The organism is Paenibacillus oryzisoli, from assembly GCF_001653565.1.
Lineage (GTDB): Bacteria > Bacillota > Bacilli > Paenibacillales > NBRC-103111 > Paenibacillus_E > Paenibacillus_E oryzisoli.
Genome location: NZ_LYPB01000048.1, coordinates 116135 through 142721 on the forward strand (window position 1 = coordinate 116135; position 26587 = coordinate 142721).

The 26587-nt window shown below is 41.9% G+C and carries 27 protein-coding genes; 3 read left to right on the forward strand and 24 right to left on the reverse strand.

The window, feature by feature from the left end:
• Positions 1–100: 100 nt before the first annotated feature.
• Positions 101–1183, forward strand: a complete 1083-nt coding sequence (xerS, locus tag A8708_RS05430) for a tyrosine recombinase XerS (RefSeq protein WP_068662496.1) — start codon at positions 101–103, stop codon at positions 1181–1183.
• Positions 1184–1187: 4 nt separating this feature from the next.
• Here xerS and A8708_RS05435 read toward each other — a convergent pair whose 3' ends face one another.
• The 4 genes from A8708_RS05435 to A8708_RS36965 all read right to left on the reverse strand — a co-directional run bounded on the left by A8708_RS05435 (position 1188) and on the right by A8708_RS36965 (position 3832).
• Positions 1188–1517 carry an antibiotic biosynthesis monooxygenase family protein gene (locus A8708_RS05435; protein ID WP_204787472.1) on the reverse strand — a complete coding sequence of 110 codons (330 nt, stop codon included), beginning with the start codon at positions 1515–1517 and terminating at the stop codon, positions 1188–1190.
• Positions 1518–1588: 71 nt separating this feature from the next.
• Positions 1589–2482 carry an oxidoreductase gene (locus A8708_RS05440; protein WP_068662497.1) on the reverse strand — a complete coding sequence of 298 codons (894 nt, stop codon included), beginning with the start codon at positions 2480–2482 and terminating at the stop codon, positions 1589–1591.
• 276 nt (positions 2483–2758) lie between these two features.
• Complete coding sequence (locus A8708_RS05445) at positions 2759–3322, reverse strand: TetR/AcrR family transcriptional regulator (RefSeq protein ID WP_068662498.1); 564 nt, start codon at positions 3320–3322, stop codon at positions 2759–2761.
• A gap of 99 nt (positions 3323–3421) precedes the next feature.
• The gene (locus A8708_RS36965) at positions 3422–3832 is read right to left on the reverse strand and encodes a YjgB family protein (protein WP_338044180.1); all 411 of its coding nucleotides are present in this window, start codon (positions 3830–3832) and stop codon (positions 3422–3424) included.
• On the opposite strand from A8708_RS36965, the gene A8708_RS36970 reads away from it, so the two are divergent.
• Positions 3816–4166 carry a hypothetical protein gene (locus tag A8708_RS36970; protein ID WP_338044181.1) on the forward strand — a complete coding sequence of 117 codons (351 nt, stop codon included), beginning with the start codon at positions 3816–3818 and terminating at the stop codon, positions 4164–4166. The genes A8708_RS36965 and A8708_RS36970 overlap by 17 nt on opposite strands.
• A 104-nt stretch (positions 4167–4270) precedes the next feature.
• Here A8708_RS36970 and mgrA read toward each other — a convergent pair whose 3' ends face one another.
• From mgrA to A8708_RS35255, 9 genes are all read right to left on the reverse strand, one after another.
• Positions 4271–5260, reverse strand: a complete 990-nt coding sequence (mgrA, locus tag A8708_RS05455) for an L-glyceraldehyde 3-phosphate reductase (protein WP_068662500.1) — start codon at positions 5258–5260, stop codon at positions 4271–4273.
• Between the two features lie 181 nt (positions 5261–5441).
• On the reverse strand, positions 5442–6470 hold the full coding sequence (locus tag A8708_RS05460) for a phosphotransferase (RefSeq protein WP_068662501.1): 1029 nt from the start codon (positions 6468–6470) through the stop codon (positions 5442–5444).
• Positions 6471–6494: 24 nt separating this feature from the next.
• Entirely contained in the window at positions 6495–7001 is a 507-nt protein-coding gene (locus tag A8708_RS05465; RefSeq protein WP_068662502.1) for an ADP-heptose synthase, read from the reverse strand.
• Positions 7002–7161: 160 nt separating this feature from the next.
• Entirely contained in the window at positions 7162–7779 is a 618-nt protein-coding gene (locus A8708_RS05470; RefSeq protein ID WP_082927286.1) for a ribonuclease H-like YkuK family protein, read from the reverse strand.
• A gap of 82 nt (positions 7780–7861) precedes the next feature.
• A complete protein-coding gene (locus A8708_RS05475; protein ID WP_068662503.1) occupies positions 7862–8821 on the reverse strand; it encodes a C40 family peptidase in 960 nt (319 codons plus the stop codon).
• 140 nt (positions 8822–8961) lie between these two features.
• Positions 8962–9258, reverse strand: coding sequence for a hypothetical protein (locus tag A8708_RS05480; protein WP_068662504.1), 297 nt, complete (start codon positions 9256–9258; stop codon positions 8962–8964).
• Positions 9259–9350: 92 nt separating this feature from the next.
• Positions 9351–11654 carry a thiamine pyrophosphate-dependent enzyme gene (locus tag A8708_RS05485; protein ID WP_068662505.1) on the reverse strand — a complete coding sequence of 768 codons (2304 nt, stop codon included), beginning with the start codon at positions 11652–11654 and terminating at the stop codon, positions 9351–9353.
• 34 nt (positions 11655–11688) lie between these two features.
• A complete protein-coding gene (locus A8708_RS05490) occupies positions 11689–12699 on the reverse strand; it encodes a 2-oxoacid:acceptor oxidoreductase family protein (protein ID WP_068662506.1) in 1011 nt (336 codons plus the stop codon).
• Between the two features lie 113 nt (positions 12700–12812).
• Positions 12813–12980, reverse strand: a complete 168-nt coding sequence (locus A8708_RS35255; protein ID WP_157264553.1) for a hypothetical protein — start codon at positions 12978–12980, stop codon at positions 12813–12815.
• A gap of 212 nt (positions 12981–13192) precedes the next feature.
• Between A8708_RS35255 and A8708_RS05495 the strand changes: the two genes are divergently transcribed.
• Positions 13193–14440 (forward strand): sensor histidine kinase, encoded by a 1248-nt coding sequence (locus A8708_RS05495; RefSeq protein ID WP_068662507.1) that lies wholly within the window; start codon positions 13193–13195, stop codon positions 14438–14440.
• 71 nt (positions 14441–14511) lie between these two features.
• Here A8708_RS05495 and A8708_RS05500 read toward each other — a convergent pair whose 3' ends face one another.
• From A8708_RS05500 to A8708_RS05550, 11 genes are all read right to left on the reverse strand, one after another.
• The gene (locus tag A8708_RS05500; RefSeq protein WP_068662508.1) at positions 14512–15000 is read right to left on the reverse strand and encodes a low molecular weight protein-tyrosine-phosphatase; all 489 of its coding nucleotides are present in this window, start codon (positions 14998–15000) and stop codon (positions 14512–14514) included.
• Positions 14997–15731 (reverse strand): phosphonate ABC transporter ATP-binding protein, encoded by a 735-nt coding sequence (locus A8708_RS05505; RefSeq protein ID WP_068662509.1) that lies wholly within the window; start codon positions 15729–15731, stop codon positions 14997–14999. The genes A8708_RS05500 and A8708_RS05505 overlap by 4 nt, the downstream gene beginning before the upstream one ends.
• A gap of 117 nt (positions 15732–15848) precedes the next feature.
• Positions 15849–16313 (reverse strand): YlbF/YmcA family competence regulator, encoded by a 465-nt coding sequence (locus A8708_RS05510; protein ID WP_068662510.1) that lies wholly within the window; start codon positions 16311–16313, stop codon positions 15849–15851.
• A gap of 35 nt (positions 16314–16348) precedes the next feature.
• Positions 16349–17935, reverse strand: a complete 1587-nt coding sequence (gene miaB / locus A8708_RS05515; protein WP_068662511.1) for a tRNA (N6-isopentenyl adenosine(37)-C2)-methylthiotransferase MiaB — start codon at positions 17933–17935, stop codon at positions 16349–16351.
• Between the two features lie 148 nt (positions 17936–18083).
• Complete coding sequence (locus tag A8708_RS05520; RefSeq protein ID WP_068662512.1) at positions 18084–20522, reverse strand: bifunctional diguanylate cyclase/phosphodiesterase; 2439 nt, start codon at positions 20520–20522, stop codon at positions 18084–18086.
• Positions 20523–20805: 283 nt separating this feature from the next.
• On the reverse strand, positions 20806–21375 hold the full coding sequence (gene pduL / locus A8708_RS05525; RefSeq protein ID WP_068662602.1) for a phosphate propanoyltransferase: 570 nt from the start codon (positions 21373–21375) through the stop codon (positions 20806–20808).
• 97 nt (positions 21376–21472) lie between these two features.
• Complete coding sequence (locus A8708_RS05530) at positions 21473–22339, reverse strand: 2-oxoacid:ferredoxin oxidoreductase subunit beta (RefSeq protein ID WP_068662513.1); 867 nt, start codon at positions 22337–22339, stop codon at positions 21473–21475.
• A complete protein-coding gene (locus tag A8708_RS05535) occupies positions 22327–24075 on the reverse strand; it encodes a 2-oxoacid:acceptor oxidoreductase subunit alpha (protein ID WP_068662514.1) in 1749 nt (582 codons plus the stop codon). The genes A8708_RS05530 and A8708_RS05535 overlap by 13 nt, the downstream gene beginning before the upstream one ends.
• Before the next feature lie 208 nt (positions 24076–24283).
• On the reverse strand, positions 24284–25225 hold the full coding sequence (locus tag A8708_RS05540; protein WP_068662515.1) for a dipeptidase: 942 nt from the start codon (positions 25223–25225) through the stop codon (positions 24284–24286).
• Positions 25226–25371: 146 nt separating this feature from the next.
• Positions 25372–25632 carry a stage V sporulation protein S gene (locus A8708_RS05545; RefSeq protein WP_028558349.1) on the reverse strand — a complete coding sequence of 87 codons (261 nt, stop codon included), beginning with the start codon at positions 25630–25632 and terminating at the stop codon, positions 25372–25374.
• Between the two features lie 118 nt (positions 25633–25750).
• Positions 25751–26545, reverse strand: coding sequence for a TIGR00282 family metallophosphoesterase (locus A8708_RS05550; RefSeq protein WP_068662516.1), 795 nt, complete (start codon positions 26543–26545; stop codon positions 25751–25753).
• Between the last annotated feature and the right edge of the window lie 42 nt (positions 26546–26587).

The window sequence follows — 26587 nt, forward strand, 5'->3', positions numbered from 1 at the left end:
CTAAGACGTCACAGGATGCCAAATAGTTTGATTGCGATGCCTACCAATTTCGAGAATCCACTGGTATACTAACACCAAGACGCTTGTGAGGTGAACCAGAATGAATATTATTAAAGTCAAAGACCGCCATGAGTTAGATCGACGTGTCCCTTCGATGCCTTGGTATATTGAGAAATTTATTAATTATAAACTACCAGATCTGTCTCCTTCATCTCTGCTTGAATATGTACGTGATTACGAAATTTTCCTCTCGTGGCTTCTAGCCGAAGGTTTAAGTACAGCGACTGCAATGAATCAGGTTCCCCTTGAGGACTTAGAGCGATTACATATGGACAGCGTGAATAATTTTCGCATGTTCCTTGCGACTCGTAAAGCACAAACTAATGGTAAAACAACGATTAACCGCAAATTATCGGCTCTTCGTTCCTTGTTTCACTATTTGAGCCAAATTGCTGAAGATGACAATTTCTACCCGTTACTGAAACGAAATGTGATGGCCAAGGTTGAGATTAAGCGCGCGCACAAAGCCAAAGACAGTGCAGCGAAGCTCGAAGGTAAGTTGCTGCAAGAAGAAGAAATCGCGGAGTTCATTGCTTATGTCAAGGAAGGCTACGAACATGATGTCGCAACGAATAAACAAGCACTGTACGCCTATGAGTTAAATAAAGTCAGGGATACCTGTATCGTGACCCTCATCCTTAATTCTGGCCTTCGCGTATCTGAAGTGTTTAACCTAAATGTCGATGATATCGATATGAAATTGAAGCTTGTTCATGTGTACCGCAAAGGTAAGAATGACGATACGTTCAAAACACCCGTTTACTTCCGCCTCGATGCTATTCAAGCCATGACGGATTATTTGAATATTCGCTCTTCCCGATATAAGCCGGCCAAAAAAGAAAAAGCCCTCTTCGTTGCCATGGCCAATGGCAAAAAAGAAGGCGAACGTATGACGAAACGAGCGATTCAAGAACTCGTGATTAAATACGCGAAACGATTTGGAAAGCCATACTTATCTGTACATAAGCTGCGGCATTCTTTCGCCACCGATTATTACTTGCAGAACGACTTGTATAAAACGCAAGAACAGCTCGGCCATGCTTCTCCAGAGACTACGCAAATTTATGCGCATCTCACGGATCGTACGATGTCTGAAGCGATTGATAAACGCGCGGAGTCTTAATACCTTATTCCTTAGCTGGTTCAAATGTTTTAACGACTTCATACATACCGGGTTCAAACGTAGCGAACGTCATAGCTTCCTGCAAATAAGGAAGAGGTCTAGGATCATTTCGCATAGCTTGGTAATCTTCGGCGCTTCTCCATTGTGCATACATGGTTACTTTGGTGCCATCTAGACTTCGATGAAGACTCGAAGAAACAAATCCAGGAGCATATTTCACAGAAACTTCAGTCGCTTGAGTAAGCAACTCAATTAAACGATCCTGATTAATCGGTTCTACTGTAAATACATTGATGAGTGTAACCATTTCAGTATTTGCTAAAATATGTGTCATTTTGTTTTCTCCTTTATCGTAGATTCAATTAACTTATCCAGATGGATAAGTTTTTTTACTTATCTTTTGATTTATTTTAAATTCCTATGCTCTTCGATCTCATCGTACATTTGCGATACGGCTGGGTCTAACTCTTTTGGTTCAAAGTCTGCTGAGCGGCTAAGCTTCTCCCAACGCTTCGTTTCAGCTAATTTCCCTTCGTCTACCGCGTTAGCAATGTTAACAGCATCACTTCCAAGCAACAACCGAAGAGGTGGATTATCTTCATTTACGATCGTTAAGATGGCTTGTGCCGCTTTATCCGGATCACCGTTCTCTTTTCCTGTTGTGTTGCGCAAATGCTTCAGTAATCCGCCGACCGTTTGTTTGTACTCATCACGAGGATCGATATGCTGCATAGAAGAACCAGCCCAATCCGTGCGGAAGCCTCCTGGTTCGATAATCGTAACCTTTAATCCTAACGGACTCACTTCTTTGGACAATACCTCAGAGAAACCTTCTACTGCCCATTTTGCCGTTTGATAAGCTCCAAGACCGGGAGCACCAGTTCGGCCTCCAATAGAAGAAAATTGAACGATATGGCCGTAACCCTGTTCTCTCAGCTTGGGCAACGCAGCTTTGGTTACGTTGATGACCCCCCAAAGATTCGTTTCTATTTGAGCACGAAAATCTTCCATAGAGGTTTCTTCAATCGAAGAAACATTCCCGTAACCTGCATTATTTACAAGGACATCTAGACGTCCGAATGTATCGAAAGCGGCTTGAATGGCTGCTTCGGCTTGATCAAATCGATTTACATCCAATTGTACGATGTGAACCTGATCAACGTAACGCGCTGAAAGGTCGTCAAGTTGCTCTGTTTTGCGGGCAGTCGCAACTAGTCGATCTCCATTAGCCAGGACCGCTTCCGCAAGACTTCGGCCAAAACCTCGTGAACTTCCTGTAATGAACCAAACTTTAGACATATCATGTTCCTCCTCAGCTGTGTTTGGAATGTTTATTCCATGAGTTAGTATAGTTCTTGCACGCACCTCTCGTCAATAGATTTTGGAATTATTATTCCACTCCAAATATTACTATTCGAGTTATAGATCTAGTGAGATACAGTTTTTCTTTATATATTAGAAAACACTTTATGACTCGCTATCTCTAACTAACTCTATAATGGAATATTAATTCCGATCTAATATAAAAAAACGGCCCTTTGTGACCGCGGATCATAGTCTACCAAATGGCTGTTTCTATACAAGTATTGCTTTCCACGATGCTTCCAGAATCTGTTGAATCTGAATCTCGTTCAGTGGATACTTCTGCACATAATATCCTTTCAGGATGGAAGTAATGATGCCGTGAATCAGTTGGTGGCATAAATGAGATTCCATTTCCTTAAAGATACCATTCTTCTGTCCTTCGATAATAACGGAAAGAACAACATCTCGAGAATTATGGGCATCATCCATATTCCGAACCTCAGGTGATATATACGGCGAAAAGGAAAAGCTATCAATAAACAGATACTCTTTCGGAAAATCTATGCCAAACTGAAGCCTATTCAACTGAAGGCGCTTAAAGCGCTCATATAGGCTAGCTTCAGGTATGAACCCTTGTACCAGGTATTCACCCATATGCAACCGAGCTTCTTTATAGACAGCATGAACTATTTCCTCTTTATTAACAAAATAGTTATATATCGTGCCAGATCCTACATTTGCTCTCTTAAATATTTTGGAGAAGGTAACTGATTGAAGCCCCTCTTCATGAATTAAGTCGAGGGTGGCGACCATAATATCCTGTTTCTTACTCATTGTTTACACCTCTTGACACTAACATTAGTATGATCTTGAGGCTAATGTCAAGTTTCGCAGGAAATATCAAAATAGCCGCACACGCTCATATCATTAACCTTACCCAGCCATATTATTGATCGAATGAATGGTATCAAATACAGAAATATGATCTACTTTTCCCGTGGATTTGGGAATAATAAATTTCAGTTGAAATTCTTGTGAAGCCTTATAAATGTAAATGGTATCATCACCATTAACTTTGGTGTCAGTTGGTTTTCCTAAGGCTTGTTCAATTTGGCTTAACGTCAATGTGTGCAACTTCGGATCATTCGAGCGGATATCTATGATTTGACTTCCTTTATTGAAGCCGATAACAGCATTCTTCTTTGAATAAGTCGCGTATAAGCCACTACCTGCTGATTCTGTCTTATCTGCCTTGCCCCACGTTTTCTCGACATTATCTGTAAGTCCAGTATTTGCTGCAAATGGAATGCCGTTAACTTTACCCGATTTGGCAAGCTCATACATATCTTTTAACTCCTTAGTTACCGTACTAGCACTTGCAGAAGACGAAGGTGCCTGCGAAGTAGTAGGCGCCGCAGAAGGGCTAGCAGTGGGACTAGCAACTGATGTTGCAACTGGTGAAGCGGATGGAGATGGTGACGAGCTCGGACTTGGAGTCGTCGTATTGGACGCTGAGTTTTGTGTGGAAGAACATGCCGATGCTAATAGCATTGTCGACAAAATCAGTGTATATAGCGTAGTTTTTCTCTTGTATGTTTTCATCGTAATCTCCTTTAATCGTTTTAGTTACAGTTTACTAACGAAGTACCGACATGAAATGTTGCAACTCATGAAATAAAACAAACCATATGGGATTAATCCCCTATGGTTTGTTTAGTTCATATCATTTGATTGATATAAGTATGTGTCAGTTCATTTCTGACCATACGTCGATATGACAGCTTACTTTAGAATTTTCTCAATTGTTGCTAATTCATCCTGTGTAAATTCAAGATTTTTGAGTGCAGCAACATTCTCTTCAATTTGTGATACGCGGCTTGCACCAATCAAAGCTGATGTAACACGTTCGCCGCGAAGCACCCAAGCCAGCGACATCTGTGCTAAGCTTTGACCACGCGCGTTCGCCAACTCATTCAATTGAATAATTTGGTTGAGCTTCTCTTCAGTAATATCTTTTTCTTTCAAGAATTGGCTCTTCCCGCCAGCTCTTGAATCCGCTGGGATTCCGTTTAGATATTTATTCGTAAGCAAACCTTGAGCAAGCGGACAGAATGCGATACTGCCTGCACCGAAATCATCCAATACATCCTGCAATCCTTCTTCGATCCAGCGGTTCATCATGCTATAAGAAGGCTGATGAATAAGAAGAGGTGTTCCCAATTCTTTGAGAATAGATGCCGCTTCTTTCGTTTGCTCAGCTGAATAGTTGGAAAGTCCAACATAGAGCGCCTTGCCTTGGCGGACAATTAGGTCGAGTGCTGCCATTGTTTCTTCAAACGGTGTGTTAGGATCCGGACGGTGCGAGTAGAAAATATCTACGTAGTCTAGTCCCATTCTTTTCAAGCTTTGATCAAGGCTAGAGACCAAGTATTTCTTGGAGCCCCATTCGCCATAAGGACCTTCCCACATGTGATAACCAGCTTTTGTCGAAATGATGATTTCATCGCGATAAGCCTCAAGATCACTTTTCAGCACTCGCCCCATTAATTCTTCGGCAGAACCTGGAGGCGGTCCATAGTTATTCGCTAAGTCAAAGTGTGTAATACCCAAATCAAATGAACGAAGCAGCATCACTCTTCCATTCTCATGGTAATCTAACCCTCCGAAATTATGCCACATGCCAAGTGAAATAGCTGGAAGCTTAAGCCCCGATTTCCCTGTACGATTATATTTCATTTCTGCATAGCGAGTTGAACTTGCTTGATAGACCATAATTGTCCTCCTTCATATTCCTAAGAAACATTGTTATTTGGCAAGAATCGGATGTATTCACTAAAGTTTTCACAACTATCCCGCTTCCTATGTACCAGTATAGTTCAAGCTTCTCAACAAAAAAAGAACTGAAAAAAACGTGTCTTACTAACCTTAAGGTTAGTATGGCACGTTTTTTTATTTATTTTAGATCAAACTGTAGTAAAGAATTGTGTTCTTGAAGCCATTTCGTTTTCTCATAGGTATTGCCAATAATATCAACCAGCACTCCTTGTGGGTCCACGCCATCCAAGTATCGACCAAGGAAATGTATGAAGACATCTAATCTACGAAGTTCTATTAGCAAGGGTAACATTGTAATTTCTTCCTGTGTTAACTGGACAAATTGACGGTAACCTTCATAGAATACTTGGCTATTCTTTCTTAGTCTTTCCTCAGTAAGCGTCGGATCAATCAAATCGGATAAGCAGACCGCAAGTTCCATTACCCTTGCATCGATCGTTACAAACTCAAAATCCAGAATGGCAACAAAACGACCATCGTCATCAACCAGCATATTCGAACCATTAATATCACCATGAACGAGTTGATGAGGTAATTGTCTAATGTGGGGGATCGCACTGTACAAAGCCATATAACGATCAAATATATAAGCAAGTTCGTCCTGCTGTGCGATGAAAGGCTCGGGTGGTTGCAGCGAAAACGCCCGAATCGCATCTGGCTTGCAGCTAGGATGAATATGTTCTATTTCATAATAAGGAGCGTACTCCGGTTTATCTGAAATTGCAATCTTGGCTAAGGAGGCAGAGAGTTGTCCCGCTGCTTTCCCCATCTCTTTCAGCTGATGTAAACTTAATTCGATGGGATTATGTCCTTCCGTAAAAGTAAACAAAGCAGCAAGCTTTCCGTCCTCATCATTCCCTAATGTCACCACAGTTCTCCCATTTGGCAACTCTAGTGGCATTGGAATTTCGAATGGCAGCTCCTCCTTCCTGTCAGCCAAACGAAGCAATACGTTATGCTCAAAATTAATTTTGCTACGGTCACGATGCGTTTCATACAGTCTCAGAACATATGTACGCTCATTTACCTCGACGAATCGTGTTGTATTATTCATCCCGCCTGCACCAACACGAAGTGTCCATGTTTGGGTGGGGAACCAATTAGCTGGGAGTAATGCTAATTGGTCCTCTTTCTCAATGACTCGCATAATACCCTGACTCAACTCCTCTTCTTAAACTTGATTGTCACCTTCTACCGCGAATTCAAAATCCTCTACATCGAAAGCTTCAACTGGGATGGCAAACTCCACTAAACGCTCAATAAAATCGAATTGATCCGTCAATAGCTCCGCTTTCTCCTTGATCGCAGTCAAAATTAATTCTGTTTCAATCGGGTCAAACTGATCCCCATAAGCTTCATTATCTATTGCAAAAACGATCTGCAAAGTCACATGCTCATTAATGGGTAACGGAGGACTTTTGCCCCAAGGCATGGACAAGGCTTTTTCAATTTTTTTCTTATTAAATGACTCTTCGAAAAAAGCAATCAGCTCACCAATCATTTGTTTGACGAATCCATCATCCTCAGTTTCAAGCATTATGGGTTCGGAACTACTATGTAGTTCGTAAAGCTCTTGAATGGTTGTATAAGGAATTAGATAAGTCACAGGCTTAGATGGCAGCATGAGCTGGCCATGCACGGCTAACATCACAGCTTCGATAATAAACGTTTTGCTCATGGTGTCCCCCCTAATGCTACAAACTTTATTCAGCAATATTTCGCTAAACATACACAGAAACCCTTTTTTATAAGGGAGCATCCCCTACCCATTCCTTAAAACAAAACCGTCAGCTCCCAAGATCGCTTTGACCATTCGAGCTAACGGTTTAATACTCTTCTTATAAACTGCCATCGAACACCTCATTATCTTCATACTGAGGTCGATATGGTTTCTTCGAGAAGCGATTCGCATACGCGGAGGCCACATAACAATCTGGCTTAATGACAGGTACCATACCGACAGTCTCCACTCTTTGTACCATCTCTTGGACGAATTTGGCCGTCCGATTTCTATTCTCGTCATCCCCTGCATCAATATGAATAAACATCTCGAAAGTGGCACCTTGATACAGATGAGGAAGAATAATATTCTCCATATCTAATCGTTTGTTTTCGTCAAAATACATCGCAATCTCTTCACTTAACGTAGTTTCCATTGAAAGCTTTTCTTTAATTGAGTGAAGCGCTCTTGGTACGATGACTTGACGATAACAAGCCCACGCTCCTTTCCCTAGCCGCTGGATCACTACACCGGTAATAAATTTCGTATGGCCTGTGTGTACCTGACAATCCGTCCCTATAATGAATTTATAGGTTGCCACAGGGTCAAGACGCATAAAATGAAGAATGCGCTCGTGCACGGTATCCAGGTCAAGTCCTCTTTCCGCCCGGTTCCTAAATTCCAATGGATGGTTCATCGTCGAAGGTTTCACAGACAAGGCTCTCCCTTTCTCCATATACTATAGAAGAGGCGGATGCTGGGGCAGCACCCGCCTCTTCTATAGTATATGGCAAACCTTGCCTGTTCGAACCATCAACTTATTTTAAAACAGGACCGCCATACAAAAATCGATTTTCCCATTGCTTGCCATCAATCGTATCCACACGAACTCCGCCTGACTCGACGGAATAGGTATGAAATATTTGACCATTGCCTAAGTACAGACCTACATGAGTAATCGGCTCCGTCAAGACATTAATGCCATCGTAATCCGATGCTTTAGATCCTTTGTAGCTGCTGAAGAACATGAGATCTCCGCGCTTTAACTTCGTCCAATCCTTCACAATTGATCCCAAGGATCTCACATAGCTGCCTTGCGCAGCAGAATCACTTGGCAAGGAAAGTCGAAGCGCATCCCAGTACATCGTTTGCACAAAGTCTGAGCAATCAAACGTAGTAGGATCATTGCGAGTTGAGCCGAATTCATAAGGAGTACCCAGGTACGCTTGTCCCGCTTCAATTACCGCTTCAATCTCATCTGCTACAGGCATGTTTGGCTTCACTACGGTGAAGTCTGCCGTAATGTATTTGGAATTAGTGCTTATATACCCACTGACACCATCAGCATCTTTTACTTTATACCAGCTATCATTCACTTTATCTGTGACCAGGACTTCCTCGCCTTTGGCCAACATTCGAATAACTTTGGAACCTGAGCTAGCGTCAGAGGATGGTAAAGTACGGAAATTTACACCATACATGATTTGAGCATTACTAACTATCGCTATGTACTTACTGTTTGTTGACACATATCCTCTTACACCTTGCGCATCCTTAATTTGGAACCAATTGGTAGTCGTATAATCAGTCACCGTGACCACTTCACCAGTTTTCAACATGCGGATAACGTTACTTGACGTACTGGCTTGATCTCGGAAGCTTACACCTGCTACAATTTGAGCTCTTGTCACGACCTTCTCATCAGCATGCGTTTCTTTGGGAAGTAAAGCCATGAAGGATACTAGCAAGACCACAATCACCATTGTCAACTTATTCATCGTCTTACCCTCCACCCTCTTGATGTTAAAATTTTCTTTCGTACCCTTATTATAGTTTGAGGGGGTCTAACGCGAATATAGGTGAATGGTAGCGATTCTTGCCATCACATGCGTGGCGAATAGCCTATTGACGGCTAGGTTTAATTTTCCAATTTATGCGCTTCGGCTTTACGTGTTAAAGATGACCAAAACAGGCGCCATTGCGGGGAATTTTTGAGCTTTACATTCCCTAATTTCATCTCATTTTCTTCCAATTCTATAACATGCCAACTGTTGGGATCTAGAACGGCTTGCGATTCTAAAAAAGCTAAAGCGTGCTCGTTCGCTTCCTCTAGCTCATGCCAGAATTTTACACCATAGTATGCGAGTCCATAATGGTTAACGAGCGTAGTCGTATAAATCTGCCCAGACTCTTTCTGCTGCAGTACATAAGGCATCTTGCTCCCCCTCCTCATACGAAGGCCCATTCGCCATGATGGGAATGGGCCTTTGTTTGTAATCGAGCTTCACAGTTCATGGTTACATCATCTTATAAATACGCATTCTCATGTTTCGCTTTCAGCATATTCCAACGGCGCTCAACTTCGGTCTCGAACGTTTTCAGTGAACCCTCATATTCGGGCTTCGTAAGATGTTTCGTTTTCCCCATCGTTTTCAACCAATCCGATAGCGGGATCTTCTTACTCTTATCTTCTGGATTATAGGTAATCGAAGTTACGCCATGCTCCACTTCATAGAGCGGGAAGAAACAAGAATCTACCGCAGCACCGACGATGTTGGAACCCTCTTGGTCATCAGACAGCCAGTTCAATGGACATGCAATGAGAATCTTGCCATACACTAACCCCTCATGCTGCGCATACCATTGCGCCTTCGCCGCTTTCTTGACCAAGTCTTGCGGATACGCCTCGGACCCCGTAAAGACATACGGAATATGCGTCGCTGCCATAATTTGCGCAGTATCCTTATGATGAAATACCTTGCCGCCTTGATGTTTACCTACATTGGAAGTCGATGTCCGATGGCCCATAGGCGTTGAATACGACAACTGTGCACCTGTATTCATGTACCCTTCATTATCGTACTCAAGAATAATCATTTTATGATTCCGCAGAGCAGCGCCGATTGCTGGCCCCATACCGATATCCATACCGCCATCGCCTGTGATCATAACGAAGGTAAAGTCATCTTTCAATCCCAAGTGATCAAGTTCACCGCGACGCTTCCGCTCCCAGAACATCTCTACAACACCTGACAGGGTTGCTGCCCCATTCTGGAACAAATTGTGAATGTAAGTGGCCTTATGAGCCGAGTACGGATAACCCGTTGTTACAACCATCGCACAACCTGTATGGAAGATAGAGACAATATCTCCCTCTATGCCTTTGAAAAACAGTTCGAGTCCTGAGAAAATTCCGCAGCCAGGACAAGCACCATGACCTGGCGCAATTCGCTTCGGTTTTTTCGTCAAGGAACGCAGCGGTGGTATGCGTACATTTAATTTCCCCGTATTCTCATCTGGCGTAACCGTGATGAGACCCGTCTTCAGGTCTTCATACTTCATGGGCGTCAATACCCGCTTCGGCGCTTTCGATGGATCCCCCGGCGTATGGCCGTAGTAATCGAAAGGCACGTCAACCTTGCCGCTCTCCATCGCGTCAATGGCGAATTGGAACAGATTATGCCCATCCTCGGCATAAAAGTCTTTACCACCTAAGCCATAGATTCGGCTTATAACAAGCGTGTCCTTGTTCCCATGCGTGAACAATGCCGCTTTAATTTCATTGACCATGTTGCCGCCATGTCCGCCATAAGAGTCCGCGCGATCGCCAACCGTGATCGCTTTGACATTCTTCAGCGCTTCAGCGATCCGCTGCGCTGGGAAAGGTCGGATGAGGTTCGGTGCAATCGAACCAGCTTTAATGCCCTTCTCGCGAAGCTGGTCGACGACATCTTTGATGATTTCGGATGCCGAATTCATCAGGAATACCGCGACTTCCGCGTCTTCCATCCGATACAATTCTAGAATCGGATAGTCACGACCCGTCAAATCGGCATACTCCTGCCGAATGCGGTCGTATACGCCTTCGGCGTTATACATCGCCACCGACTGTTGATAACAATTATTAATGTAATCCGGCTCATTCATATAAGGTCCGACAGTAATCGGATTATTACGATCCAAGGTATCTGGATAGCCCTGTGGCTTCTCACCTACGAAAGCCTGCACATCAGCCCGATGTGCGAAGGTTTGCACTCTGCGCTTCTGGTGAGAGGTGAAATATCCATCGGATGCGACCATAACTGGCAAACGCACCTCAGGATCCTCTGCTAATTTGAGCGCCATAATATTCATATCATAGACGGCTTGCGGGTCACGACACATCACGATCGGCCATCCCGTATTCAAGGCATAATAAAGGTCGGAATGATCGCCATGAATGTTCAGAGGCCCCGAAACGGAACGGCATACCAAATTCAGCACCATCGGAAATCGAGTCCCCGATTGTACCGGCATTTGCTCCAACATATACAAATAACCGTTGGCGCTCGTCGCGTTAAATACGCGGCCGCCAGCAGTTGATGCGCCATAACATATGCCTGCTGAACCATGTTCACCGTCGGCAGGGATTAATACAATATCATGCTGTCCGTTAGACTTCATGAGATCTAGAAATTGAGCTACTTCTGTCGATGGTGAAATCGGAAAGTATCCCATAATATGATAATTAATTTGATGCGCCGCATAGGCAGCCATCTCATTCCCTGATTCGTATACGATGCGCTGTTCGACTTTGGCTAGCTCTAATTCCTGCTTAATATCAATGGCCATGCGTGTAGTTCCACCCTTCTCCCATAAATACTCTCTAAGAGTTTATAGCTAGATTGAATCGATGAGGCATGCGATTCTGATCCGCATAACCATCTTCTTCACGCTCACTGGAGAGCGCATCGGTTGGACAAGCTTGTACACATTTAAGGCAACCTTTACAGTATTGATAGTCTATGCCTTGCAGGAACATTTGGGGACGGCCTTTTTTATCAGGGAGCTCATCCCACACAAAACAAAAGTCAGGACATACATTATCACAAGATGCGCAGTGAATACAGGAATCTTCATGAAAATGTGGCATCATCCCTGCTCGAGAAATGCTCAAATCTTTGAGAATACTATTACCTGGGTTCGTAACGACTCCCCCGATAGGTTGTGTAGCAAAGCCCAGAACTGGTGTATCATACCGAACAAAGTCTGGCATAGTTTCACCTTCTGGAAGCGTATACGTTTGGAAAACGACTTCGTTAAATCCACGATCGAATGTACGTAATGCGGGTGCAACAGCTAGTGGGTATTTCTTCTCTAAAGACTTTCTAATAACGCCTCGCATAACATCCGGATCTAGAAAATCACACAATCGGAACATGGCTCCTAACATGGCCATATTTACACGATTCTTTTCTTCGAGCGAGATACCAATTGCATCAATTACTGCAATCGTTCCTCCTCTAAGCTTCATCTTCTCTTTCAATTCATCAGGCGTTTTCGTTGAATTTACTAACACGGTACTATCTTCATAAATGCCACTGATAACGTTTACAGTTTTGGAAAGAGACTCATGAAAAACACCTACAACATGCGGTCGTTCAACGGGCGATGTATCCCGAATCTTCGTATCCATGTCACAAAATCGAATGTGTGCTTTTACTGCCGATCCTTTCTTCTCAGATCCATAGGATGAGAAACTGACACCGTTCAAACCAACGCCAACGACTCCTGCTTCAGCCAGCATTTTACCCGCCAGATTCGCGCCTAGACCGCCGATGGATTCCAGTCTTATCTCGAAGAATCCGAGATCGTTCAATTTAGGTAAAGTTACCATGCTTGGTCTCCTTTCAAAAATGAACCGCATATAGAGAGAATAGTGTGAATAATAAATCTACTATTATTGTAACAAGAAATGGCTGGTAATCAACCTTTTTTTAAATTGGCCATTTAAAGCAAGTAATCCATGATTAAACCACACTTCCCCAAATAAAAACTCAGTGATTCCCGTTCGATTTCGATGTCCTTTTGCCTCTCCTCGCAATCTTCACAAACGTCTACATAATCGTCTTCAATCGGATTAAACACAACACCGCACACCTGTGAGCACAACCGCATTCACATCTCTCCTCGGCTTCAAATCCTTCCATATTGTAAACGTTTGCAAGTAAGGTTTTCTTTATTATACAGCGGTTTATACAACATTGACCATAAGTCTTTATCAAATCTTTAGCATACCAAATGGACTCTTCTACTTGATTCATAACGCATTTGTGAGATAATGTAGAAATAATTACTAGATTGTCGAAATATGGAAAGGATGCATAGGATTGCTTCATTTCATTATAGCTAATGAATTACAAAACCTTTTCTATATCATGAGTGCTGCTCTGCTCCACCTCATTCTTGCTCCTCATTTCATACATAAAGAACAACATTTCAATCTCTTCTTCTCCTTAATTCTTGGAAGCTTCATCTTCCTATACTGGAACTTTGGCGATATTGATCCCTTAATCTACTCCTTACAATTAGTTCCGGTCTGTTTGCTTTTTGTGACACTAGGTATTGGCATTGCGCCTTCTATCATGACATGGATCATCTTTAATATTGGATGCATGTTCGTACTGAATTACTATTGGGAGCCAGCGCTTCTAAGCAGCACTTTCTTATTAATGTTAGGAATTCTAGTTCGAAATCGTGTAACTAACTCAGATTTGAAAGTGAAACTTCTGTATGCAACTGGAATCCTCATCATTTATGAATTATTGTATGCACCACTTGCTCCTTATGCCTTAGCAGCATTTTCTTTATACACTGGCTTTGTATTAGCCCTAGCTTTTATCTCGTTATGGATTATGATTACTTTACTTCATTTTATTAACAAATATGAGATCCAAAGAACACATATCACTCATCTGGAGAAAAATCGTACGCTCGCTGAGTTATCGGCAACAATATCACATGAAATTCGAAATCCTCTCACATCTACCCGTGGATTTATACAACTACTCGCAAGATCAGATCTTACTACATTGGATCGTAGACGGTATGTGGATCATGCCTTATCTGGCGTGGACCAAGCTATCACAATATTGACCGATTTCCTTAACTATGCGAAGCCCCCCCTAGACATGAAGGAGCAGCTTGATATTAAAGAAGAATTAGAACATACAATTCGATTTATTACTCCCTACGCAAATGATTTTCAAATTACTATCGATATTCTGCATGAATGTGAAACACCACTTTATATTCTCGGTGAGTCTCAAAAGCTGCGGCAATGTTTATTGAACCTTATTAAGAATGCAATTGAGTCTATGCCCAATGGCGGAAGGCTATCGTTACGAACTTGTAAACATCCGAGCGCCGTACAGATCTCGATTACCGACACGGGGGTTGGCATGTCCGAGAAGCAACTAAACTCCTTGGGTAAACCTTTCTACACGACCAAACAACACGGTACAGGACTTGGTCTTGTTGTCGTCATGAGTCTCATTAAGAAAATGAATGGTAAGATTTCATTCACAAGCTCCCTCAATCGCGGAACGCAATGTTCTATTATTTTCCAACAATACTGAACATAACGCAAAAGCAAGCTAGACAAGAGATAGTCTCTTAACTAGCTTGCTTTTTCTCTGTTGTATGCCTCTTACTTAATCAGTCCATGTTGATCCACAATATGCGTAAGTAACCGACTACAACTTTCTTCAACCATATCATACACTTCTTGAAATTTACCCGTATAGTATGGATCGGGAACTTCACTAAGGGCTTCATTACAAGAAAAATCCAATAATTTATGTATGGAGGCGCGCTTTTCACTACCAATAAATTCTGGTGCAAATGAAGCAAGATTGACGATATTACTTTCATCCATTGCGATGATATATGTAAATTGATGGAAATCATCTGGACGTACTTGTCTGGCTTTCATGCCCTCATAACTAATCTGATAATGGTCAAGAATATCTCGTGTTCCTTGATGTGGAGGATGACCAATATGCCAATCCCCAGTACCTGCTGAATCAATTGCAATGACATCTTCAAGAGCGGCTTCCTTTACTTGATGACGAAACACCGCTTCCGCCATAGGTGACCGGCAAATATTGCCCAAACAAACGAACAAGACCTTAATCATATTTGACCAAATACAAGCATTTTTTCATTTAACGTGAGCGGTCTAGCTGGAATGTCCAGTACAATTCTACCTTCGGAAACTCCCCAAATACGTGTGGCAAATCGTTCGGCAAGTTCTACCTTATGTAAAGTTGCAATGACAGTCATGTTCCGGTCTTTGCACAACGACTTCAAATCTTGCAAAATGTACTCGGTAGACTTCGGATCAAGACCAGATACTGGCTCATCGGCCACTAGCACCTTAGGGCCAAGAATTAATGCTTTGGCAATGGCAACACGTTGCTGCTCACCACCGCTAAGCTGACCAACCTTCTTTTCACCTTTATCCAGAAGACCAACTTTCTCTAAGAAGTCCATACTGTCAATCTTCTCATTACGCGACGATAATCCTGTAACCATTCGAAGTGGAGCTTGATATACCCTACCCATCAATACGTTTTTGACAGCGCTTTTATTCCGATTTAGAAAGGGTTTCTCTTCTAGGTATGCAAAATCCTTGCCCAATTTGAAACGATCCCACGGACCTGGCTTCGTTATATCATTCGAGTTATATATGAGCTGACCGCTTGTCCATTTCTCTTGATGACTAATACAACGAAGCAGCGTTGTTTTCCCACTACCGCTGCTGCCGATTACCGCGATGAATTCTCCAGCATCTACTTGAAAGCTAATTTGCGATAAGACCTGATTGTCCGGAGGGAATACTTTACTCAAATTTCGAACTGTCAGCATAACTACTCTCCTTCACATAAGCCTAGTGGTCATTCATCTGAAATAGTAAATCGCCGCTCAACTTGGGCCGTTGGACTGCTCGTTGAGGGCGATTTCCTTCTCATCTACATGGTCCAATTAATCGCATGAAGTCGGCGCTTCTGCCGCGCCTGCTTCAACATTAATCTTATCCGAAATCGTGTCTCTAACTACTGACATGACCAATTGAAGCAGATAGTTAATATCTTCTTGTGTTTGCTTAAACTCATTAATGATTGGAATGCCATCTAATTCATCCTGAAGAACTTCGATTTCACCCTCAATTTTTTCCACCATTTTCTTATTTTGAAACGTTTCAAAAGCAACGATCTCTTTTTGCTTCTTCTTAATCGCACTTATCAAACTTTGAATATCAGGATTTGTTGCAATTTGCTTCTCAGCTTTTTGATAGAACTGAACTTCATTAGAAGTTGTTAGCAAGGCAGCTAGTTCCTTAGCTTTCGCCAGAATATCATCGCGGACGATCATTTCTGTATTCGTAAATTCCTCTACTTTAAAGGCATGAGGCTGATTATCATCATGTGCATGATCACAATGGGACATTTATTAACACGCTCCTATTTATCCTGTTCGTAATTTTATACAGACAATTGAAGAGGCTTATGTACAATTTCACCCTTCAAAATCCAAGTTTGTGCATGAGTAACTTTGACATGTACCATTTGGCCAATTAGAGAAGGATCCCCAGTGAAGTGGATTAGCTTATTCGTCCGTGTACGGCCAGCTAGCACATCTGTATTGTTCTTGCTTTCGCCTTCTACTAACACTTCGACAGTTTGATCTAGCAAGCGTTCATTGCTGTCTTTGCTTAGCTTATTCACTAGCTCATTCAGCCGATATAAACGCTGCTTCTTCACTTCCATTGGAACATTATCTTCCATTTCAGCTGCTGGTGTACCTACTCTTGGTGAATAGATGAAAGTAAATGCAAAGTCAAAACCAACTTCCTCATACAGCGTCATTGTATCCTCAAACTGCTCGTCCGTCTCACCAGGAAAACCAACGATAATATCTGTCGTTAACACGACGTCTGGCATCGTAGCCTTGATTTTACCTGCAAGTTGCAAATAATGATCTCTCGAGTACTTCCGACTCATCCGTTTTAAGACATCTGTATTACCAGCTTGTACAGGTAAATGTATGTGCTCAACGAGATTGCCACGTTTCCCTAACACTTCAATCAAACGATCATCGAAATCTCGCGGATGTGAAGTTGTAAAACGAATACGTGGAACATCAATCTTACGAATATCGTCCATCAACTCAGCGAACGTGTACGTTATATCTTCAAAGTCTTTGCCATAGGCATTGACATTCTGTCCAAGTAGCGTAATTTCCTGAAAGCCCTGACGAGCCAAGTCTCTGACTTCTGCCAAAACGTCCTGCGGTCTACGGCTTCGCTCCTTACCTCTTGTATAGGGAACAATACAGTAGGTACAGAACTTATCGCAACCGTACATAATGTTAACCCAAGCACGGATACCTTCCCGTTTTTTGGGGAGATTTTCTACGATATCGCCTTCCTTAGACCATACCTCCACAACCATTTCTTTGTTGAAGAAGGCATCTTTCAAAAGGCTTGGCAAGCGATGAATATTATGTGTTCCGAAAATCATATCGACAAAGGCATGTTTCTGCATAATGCGATTAACCACGGATTCTTCTTGCGACATACAACCACATACACCAAGAATAAGTCCTGGCTTCTGCGCCTTCAGCGTCTTCAAATGACCAAGTTCACCAAACACCTTATCTTCGGCATTCTCACGTATCGCACACGTATTCAAGAGAATCACATCAGCGATCTGTTTATCATCCGTGGCCGTATAACCCATTTGCTCGAAAAGACCTCTCATGACTTCGGTATCATGTTCATTCATCTGACAGCCGTAAGTCGTGATTAAATAAAATTTGTCCTTACCAAACTCCTGCATATCTTCTGGAATCGCAAAATCGTAGTGAACCTGAATGTCCTCTTTCCCACGTTGCTTCTCATCCTTGTAGTTAGGTGCGGAATTGATTTGGATATTCCTACCTTTAATTCGATACGTCGTTTTGCCCTCTTCTTGGCTTAACACCTTCGCATCCGAGAAGTCAAAGTATTTGGAGTAATCCTTAACCTTGTCGGATTTTAAGTCCGATGTATTTTGGTTCTCCTTTGACATGATGAATTCACTTCCCTTTATCTATAAATATAGCTCTAACTTGTATTGACCCAATATCAAATTATAGCACAAAAGATACCTGCATATCCATATTGGCTTCCGTTTCTGTATAAAGTGAAAAACCTTCTCCAAAGAGAAGGCTCTGAAATCATTGTTTCCCAAATGAATATTGCTGCATAATGATACCCGTCATCTCTTGAGCAGGCAATGGACGACTGAATAAATATCCTTGTGCTTCATTGCATTCTTTCAAGAGTAAGAATTGAAGTTGTTCCCTCGTTTCCACTCCTTCTGCGATAACTTTTAAATCTAAATTATGTGCCATTGAAATAATCGTATGTACGAGTGCAGCATCTTTCGCATCTTCAAACATGTTTCGTGTGAAAGATTGGTCAATCTTTAAACTATCAATAGGGAACAACTTCAAATAATTCAATGATGAATAACCTGTTCCAAAATCGTCAATTGATAAAAAGATACCCATAGCTTTTAATTTATGCATCGTCTCAATGGCATACTTGGAATCTTGAATAATACTTTCCGTTAGCTCAAGTTCTAAATACTGATGCTCTAATCCGGAGTCTTCTAAGGCACTATTCACCATTTCAATCAAATTACTCTGCTTAAATTGTCTAGAAGAAATATTTACAGCGATCCGAAATGGCGAATAACCTTGATTCTGCCACTCTTTATTTTGGCGGCAAGCTTCATTTAGAACCCATTCCCCAATTGGAATGATTAATCCCGTTTCTTCTGCTAGTGGAATAAAATCAGCTGGTGATATCGGCCCCCACTCGGGGTGCTGCCAACGAATTAAAGCTTCAGCACCAGTTATCTTACCTGTATTCACATCAATCTGTGGCTGATAAAACACTTTAAATTCATTTCGCTCTAATGCTTTGCGAAGCCCAATTTCCATCTGCATCTTTTTGGTTACCGCTTCGTTCATCTCCGGTGTATAAAACTGAAAATTATTCTTACCTTGTTCTTTCACACGATACATCGCGGTATCTGCATTTTTGATGAGTGTCTCTATATCGCTTCCATCCGATGGATAGAGACTAATTCCAATGGAAGGTGTAACGAATAACTCGTGTTCAAGAATGATAAAAGATTGTGAGAAAATACGAATAATTTTATTCGCATTTTTTATCATGTCATCCGTAGTTGTATGCGCCCAAAGGATAATAAATTCATCCCCACCTTGGCGGGAAACGGTATCACCTTTACCAATGCATGCTTCGAATCGTTTTGCTACCTCAATTAATAATTTATCTCCCATCGCATGGCCAAGTGTATCATTAATAAATTTAAAGCGATCCAAATCAATAAACATGATTCCCATGCTTTGTTGGTTTTCATGCGCTTGGTCTAACGCAAGTTCAAGACGATCATTTAATAGTAACCGATTCGGCAAACCAGTTAATGGATCACGATATACCATCCGATTAATTCGTTCCTCTGTCCTTTTTCTTTCAGAGATATCACGAATTATGCAGCTAAAGCACATCCCCTCTTCTTCTTTCCAAACAGCAAGTGAGAGTTCCATTGGAAACTCGGTTTGATCTTTACGTACCCCTAGTAATTCATAAGTCATTCCAATCTCATTCGCGTCAACAGTGGACGTGGCGAGAAATTTCTCCAACCGTTCTTTATGAGAGGCTACAAACCGCTCGGGAAAAATACGATGTAATCTTTCTCCGATTAGTTCCTGTTCCTCATAGCCAAATATGAGTTGTGCACCTTTATTCCAAGAGATGATCGTCCTATTATGATCAGTTAGGATAATTGCATCATGAGCCGATTCTACAACAGAGCGAAATCTTTTCTCCGACATCATCATCTGTGATTCAAATCGTTTATCAATGAATGTACTAATAAACGCTAGGCCCAGAATGAATAAAATACCAAAACCTATCAAATACGCTAACAGTTTCGAGTCAAATGTAAGGTCTGCTGCGATGTGTGAATGATCATGCTTGAAAGTTGCTGCTGCCATACCTGTATAGTGCATACCACTTATTGCTATGCCCATGACCATCGAGCTTCCTAGCTTTCGCAACATTATGCGTGGAGAGCTTGCATTTTGTTTAACCGAAAATAACAACAGTAGTGCAACTAATGAGACAACATAGGCAATAATTGCAGAAAGCGCCCATAGATAAGGATTATATTCAATAGTTGCTCCCATCACCATCGCTTCCATGCCAATGTAATGCATCGATACGACCCCAGTAGCAATAAAAGTAGCTCCAATAAAAACATGGGGCTTACGCATAACCGGCCTACTGATGATATATAATGCCAACCAAGACGCAAGCAACGCTGGAACTATGGAATAAATGACCGTAGATAATTGGTATGTGACCGTTATTGGTAAATGGAACGCTAGCATTGCTACAAAATGCATGGACCAAATGCCCATTCCCATTGCAAAGGCACCACCAGCTAACCAGGCTTGCCTTGCTGAACTTTTGGCTTTATGGATTCTTATTCCGAGATCCAAAGCAGCAAAGGAAGCAATGATAGCAATTAAAATTGAAAAAATAACAAAGGGAATGTGATACGTGCTTGAGATCGTTTCCACAGTGATGTCTCCTAACTTAAGGCAATGATTATGATATCGACAGGAGCCATTGAATCAGATCGATAAGCCTAAGTAAACTTTTATATGAATCTATTAGAATTCATTTTACCATGATTTACTTAGAGCCTCTATATGTTTACGTCGAATATTCTCGAAAAATGTATTTTTTTACATCTCAACGTAATTCCATGTAAAAAATGCGCAAAAAAGCATCCTTTACACATCATTGTAAAGGATGCTCCATATTTCAATTTAACCTAATTAATAATTAGTGCCATTAACTTTACAGTAAGAGCTCCGCTTTATCACCGGTTTTTACACCCGCTGCATTGCCTTCGTCTGTATCGATATGCATGTCCAACGCGAATTGGTCTGATACTCGGGCAATTACATTCTCAAATACTAAAGGCCTCTCTCCTCGCATATGAACGCGTAGAAGTTGCTTATCTTGAATTCCCCATTCCTTCGCATCTGAGGTATGAAAGTGAATATGCCTTGCCGCGACTATAACTCCTTGCTCCAATGTAATTTCCCCTTGCGGGCCAATAACACGCAATCCAGGAGTCCCCTCAATGTGACCTGACTCCCGTACTGGTGGATGTATGCCTAACGCGAAAGCATCTGTGCGTGAAACCTCAATTTGCGTTTGCGGACGAATTGGACCAAGAATCCGAACCTTATCGAATTGTCCTTTCGGCCCTACTACTGCTACCGTTTCTTGCGCAGCGAATTGACCTGGCTGCGATAGATCCTTGAAGTTAGATAACTCATATCCTTCTCCGAATAGTGCGAATACATCTTTTTGTGAAAGATGGATATGTCTTGCTGAAACACCAATTGGAATCATGGGCATGTTCGTTCGCATCCTCTCATTTAAATCATACTTGTCAGTATTACCGCTCAGCAAAAAAGGCATACGGATATTCACCGTATGCCTTTTTAATAAATCATTATTTGAACTCAGTAAGTAGTTTGCTGAAGTCAGCTTCGGAAAGTTTAAGATCTTGTTTCGTTAGACCTTCTTTAGCAAAGTTAGGGATGGAATCTTCATAGCTCTTTTTGTCTTTGTTTTGGTAGATGATACCCGTTAGCATGGAATTAGTTTCCATGATTTTCGTCATCGCCATCACACGGTTCGTGTAATCGTAGTCTGGAATTTCATCCAAATCAACGATATTCTCTTTGAACCAGTCATATGTGTTTACTTTGTTGAAAGTTACACATGGGCTGAATACGTTAATTAAGGAGAAACCTTTATGATTCAAACCAGCTTCAATAACAGCTGTTAACTGTTTCAAGTTACTGGAGAATGATTGTGCTACGAAAGAAGCACCTGCAGCCATTGCAATTTCAAGTGGTGAAATTGCCGTTTCAATTGTACCAGATGGTACACTTTTCGTTTTGAACCCTTCAGCACTACGTGGAGATGCTTGACCTTTTGTCAAACCGTAGATTTGGTTGTCCATTACGATATAAGTCACATCAATGTTGCGGCGAATAGCATGAACAGTATGCCCCATACCAATTGCAAAGCCATCTCCGTCTCCACCAGATGCGATAACTGTCAAATCGCGGTTAGCCATTTTCACGCCTTGTGCGATTGGCAAAGATCTACCATGAATACCGTGGAATCCGTATGCATTGATGTAACCAGAAATACGTCCAGAACATCCGATACCTGAAACGATAGCTAGGTTTTCTGGCTCCAAACCAACGTTAGCTGAAGCACGTTGAATCGCTGCTTGTACGGAGAAATCTCCGCATCCTGGACACCAGTTAGGCTTTACATTGTTACGAAAGTCTTTTAATGTTGCCATGCTAAAGTCAACTCCTTACATTTTTGTTCGATTTCTGCTGGTAAGAATGGGTTGCCGTTATATTTAAGTACATTTTTGATTTTATCTGCATGACCAACATGCAATTTAATTTGATCAGCTAATTGACCTGTCGCATTGTTTTCAACTATGATAACTTGTTTCGCTTTCTCAACAAGCGGGCGAAGTTGGTCAGCTGGGAACGGATGAATCAAGCGCACAGTGGCGTGGTTGGTTTTGATACCTTCCAATTCAACACGGCTTCTTGCTTCGTCAATTGTTCCACCTGTGGAACCCATACCAATAATAAGAAGATCTGGATTCTCGTGAGGTGCATCAAATTTGATCGCATCTGTAACTTGAATATGTTTCAACTTCTCAAGACGTTTATCCATCATACGTTGGCGATTCTCAGTGCTTTCGGATGGACGACCTGTTTGATCATGCTCGACACCTGTAACATGGTGAATACCGTGCTTAACACCAGGGATTACACGAGGAGAAACACCTTTCTCCGTGAACTCATAACGCTTGAACAATTGATTAGGCTCTTGTTCAGGTGCTTCAGTTACAAGTGCACCGCGATCAATCACGATACGGTTATAATCCAGCATTTCTGCGGATTGTTTACCTAGGGAAAGCTGAAGATCTGTCATTAGAATAACAGGTACTTGGTATTGCTCAGCAAGGTTGAAAGCTTCAATCGTATCATAGAAACATTCTTCAATTGTACTTGGGGACAATACGATTTTTGGAATTTCACCGTGTGTTCCGTATACCATAGCGTTTAGATCTGATTGCTCTTGTTTAGTAGGAAGTCCTGTACTTGGACCACCACGTTGCGTATCAACTATTACTACTGGAGTTTCGGTCATTCCTGCAAGACCAATAGCTTCCATCATAAGAGACAAACCAGGACCTGCTGAAGCTGTAAGCGCACGAGCACCTGCGTAGTTAGCGCCGATAGCCATTGTGCACGCTGCAATTTCATCTTCCGTTTGGATAACCGTTCCACCCAATTTAGGAAGTACTTTTTGCAAATACTCCATAACTTCGGAAGCTGGTGTAATTGGATAAGCCGGCATGAATCGGCAACCTGCTGCGACAGCACCGAGTGCGATTGCATCATTTCCGATCATGAACAATTTTTGTTGTCCATCAGCAGGCTCAAGTTGGAAATCAGCGATAGGTCCGCCAGCTAGTTCAAGCACAGATTCTGCACCTTTGCGAACTGCTTCAATATTCTTCTCAACGACTGCCGCGCCCTTGCGGCCAAATTCTTCTTCAACAGCTTTATTAAACACGTCAATCGGCAAGCCAAGTAGAGCCCATGAAGCGCCTGACGCGGCCATGTTCTTAAATAGGGAAGTTCCTAATTCCTCTGCAATTGCAGTAATGGGTACCGGGAACAATCTAGCTTTAATTCCTTCTGGTAAAACAGGGTTAAATTTAGCGTCCGCAACGATTACACCATTGTCGCGAAGTTCGTGTGCGTTGAAATCGATACTTTCTTGATCGAAAGCAACTAGAATATCCAAGTCGTCTGAAATTGCGCGAATCGGTTTGGTGCTGATGCGGATCTTGTTATTCGTATGTCCCCCCTTAATCCGTGAAGAGAAATGACGGTACCCATACAAATAGTAACCGAGACGGTTCAATGCAGTAGAGAAAATGCGGTCTGTACTTTCGACCCCTTCACCCTGCTGACCTCCGATTTTCCAAGATAACTGACTAATCACCGTACGTCCACTCCTTTTAATTGTAGCTGCGTGAAGAAAATTTGATAAGCTGATTGTAAAGTAAAATAAGATTTTCAATAAAAAAATTCTTTCACTTGTCATCCAAATTCTATGCCTTTACAGAGTAAATTGCAAGGGGTTTAACCGTTTCTAACAGATAGAGTTTTTAGATTGTATCCATATCAATATTAGATCGATTCTCACTTATTCATTGCGGAAGGTTCTGCAACATGAAATTGCGCCAGTTCCCGTACAAAAACGCCTCCACTTGCGACTCTGAATAGTTTTTACACAAAGCTTCTATAATATTTCCGTAATCTCCAACATGTCTTAAATCTTTGACCCACTGATCGATCCCATCAAAGTCTGAACCAAAACCAATTTGGGATTCTCCGCCTAATGCACATATATGATCAATATGCTTTAGTATCGTTGAAATTTGTGCGGACGAATACAAGTTCTCTAGAAAGTAAGGAACAAATGTAATTCCCAACATACCCTTACATTGTATGATAGCTTTAATCTGATCATCTGATAAATTTCTTGGATGAGGACATACGTGATAAGCGTTTGAGTGTGAAGCGATAAACGGTTTTCTGTAAACGTCTACAAGTTCCCAGAAGCCTGCAACAGAAAGATGGGACACATCGACTATTATACCCATAGTTTCTATTTCTTTTAACATTAGCTTCCCTTTTTTTGTAAACCCGCCTTTTCTTGATTCCATGACACCGTCCGCCGCCCAATTCGCGTAATTCCAAGTAATCCCTGCGCAACGTACGCCTAGATAATCAAGGATCCGTAAATGGGTCAGATTCCCAGCAAGCGCATCTAAGCCTTCAATGGTGAGAACAGCCCCTATTTCCTGTGTTTGCTCAATGAGTAACCAATCTGAAGCCGTTCGAATCCATCTCATTTGCGGATGATTAAGGATCTTACGATGAAAAATATCTATCATTTGCAAAACATGCTCAAAGCTAGGATTAGGAATGGATTCTGACAGGTAGATCGCAAAAAATTGCACTTTAACTCCTGCCTGCTGCAACTTGGGTATGCATACATCTAACTCAGATACATCCTGATTAAATTCCAGTTTACCATTCTGAAATAGTTTCGTAAGCGCATCACAATGTCCATCTACAATCTTCATTATATTGCCCTCCTCCTAACAAGCGCACATTATGTCCAAACAGCACAAAAACCTCTATACAGAGGTTTCATAGGTACTGTGATAACATTTCGATTTAACTGGCAGTCAGTCATGAAAAGTCAACACTTATACAGTTGTCTTACCAGTCAGCGTGGCTCGACAATCAATTTAATAGCTGTCCGGTCCTCCCCATCAATAACGATATCCGTGAAGGCTGGTACACATATTAAGTCGACTCCACTAGGCGCCACAAACCCTCTTGCGATAGCTACTGCTTTGATGGCTTGGTTCAATGCGCCTGCACCTATCGCCTGAAGCTCAGCGGCTCCACGCTCACGCAATACGCCTGCCAATGCACCTGCTACGGAGTTTGGATTGGATTTTGCTGAAACTTTTAACACATCCATGAATAGTACCTCCTCGGAAATGATGGATAGCTTCCAATACCCATCATATTCACTAGGTACACGAAACATGCTACCTACCACATGTCATTCAGACAGATACCATTCATTTACCTTACAACTAATCCATAAATACTTGATCCTCATCGTATCTAATTAAATTAATCCCTTTGGCAAGCCCAGTTTGATCGTTTAATTCTATAACAACGGCATGGAAATGCCATTTTCCTTCATCGGTAATGAAACGAACGGGAAGCTGCGTCTTAAACTTCTGAAGCACAGCGTTGCGTTCTACCCCTAGAATGCCATCACGAGGCCCTACCATCCCTACATCCGTCACATACGCTGTACCTTGAGGCAATACGCGATTATCATTTGTTTGAACATGTGTGTGGGTTCCTACGACCGCAGACACCTTACCGTCCAAATGCCAACCCATTGCGATTTTTTCTGAAGTTGCTTCCGCATGGAAATCGACAAAAACAAATTTATGTTTCTTCTTATCTCCATCTAGTATTTCATCCACTTTACGGAATGGGCAATCAATTGGCGGTAAAAATGTTCGTCCTTGTAAATTTATAATAAGAAGTTCTTGGTCTTTCACTTTAATGACGGTATGACCCTTGCCTGGCGTACCCGGAGGGAAGTTCGCTGGACGCACCATTTTATCGTCACGATCTATAAAATCGAAAATTTCTTTCTGATCCCATGTGTGGTTTCCCATCGTAATAGCTTGAATGCCCATTTCATATATTTCTTTGGCAATTGCTTGGGTTATCCCTTTTCCCGCGGCAGCATTCTCACCGTTCGCAATGAAGACAGCATGTGGATGTAATTGCTTTAATCTTGGCATGATATTTTTCAAAGCTTTTCTTCCAACAGAACCTACGATATCACCAATAAACACAATTTTCATAACCTAAAACGAGCTCCTTTATATGACCCAATTCTTCTGTTT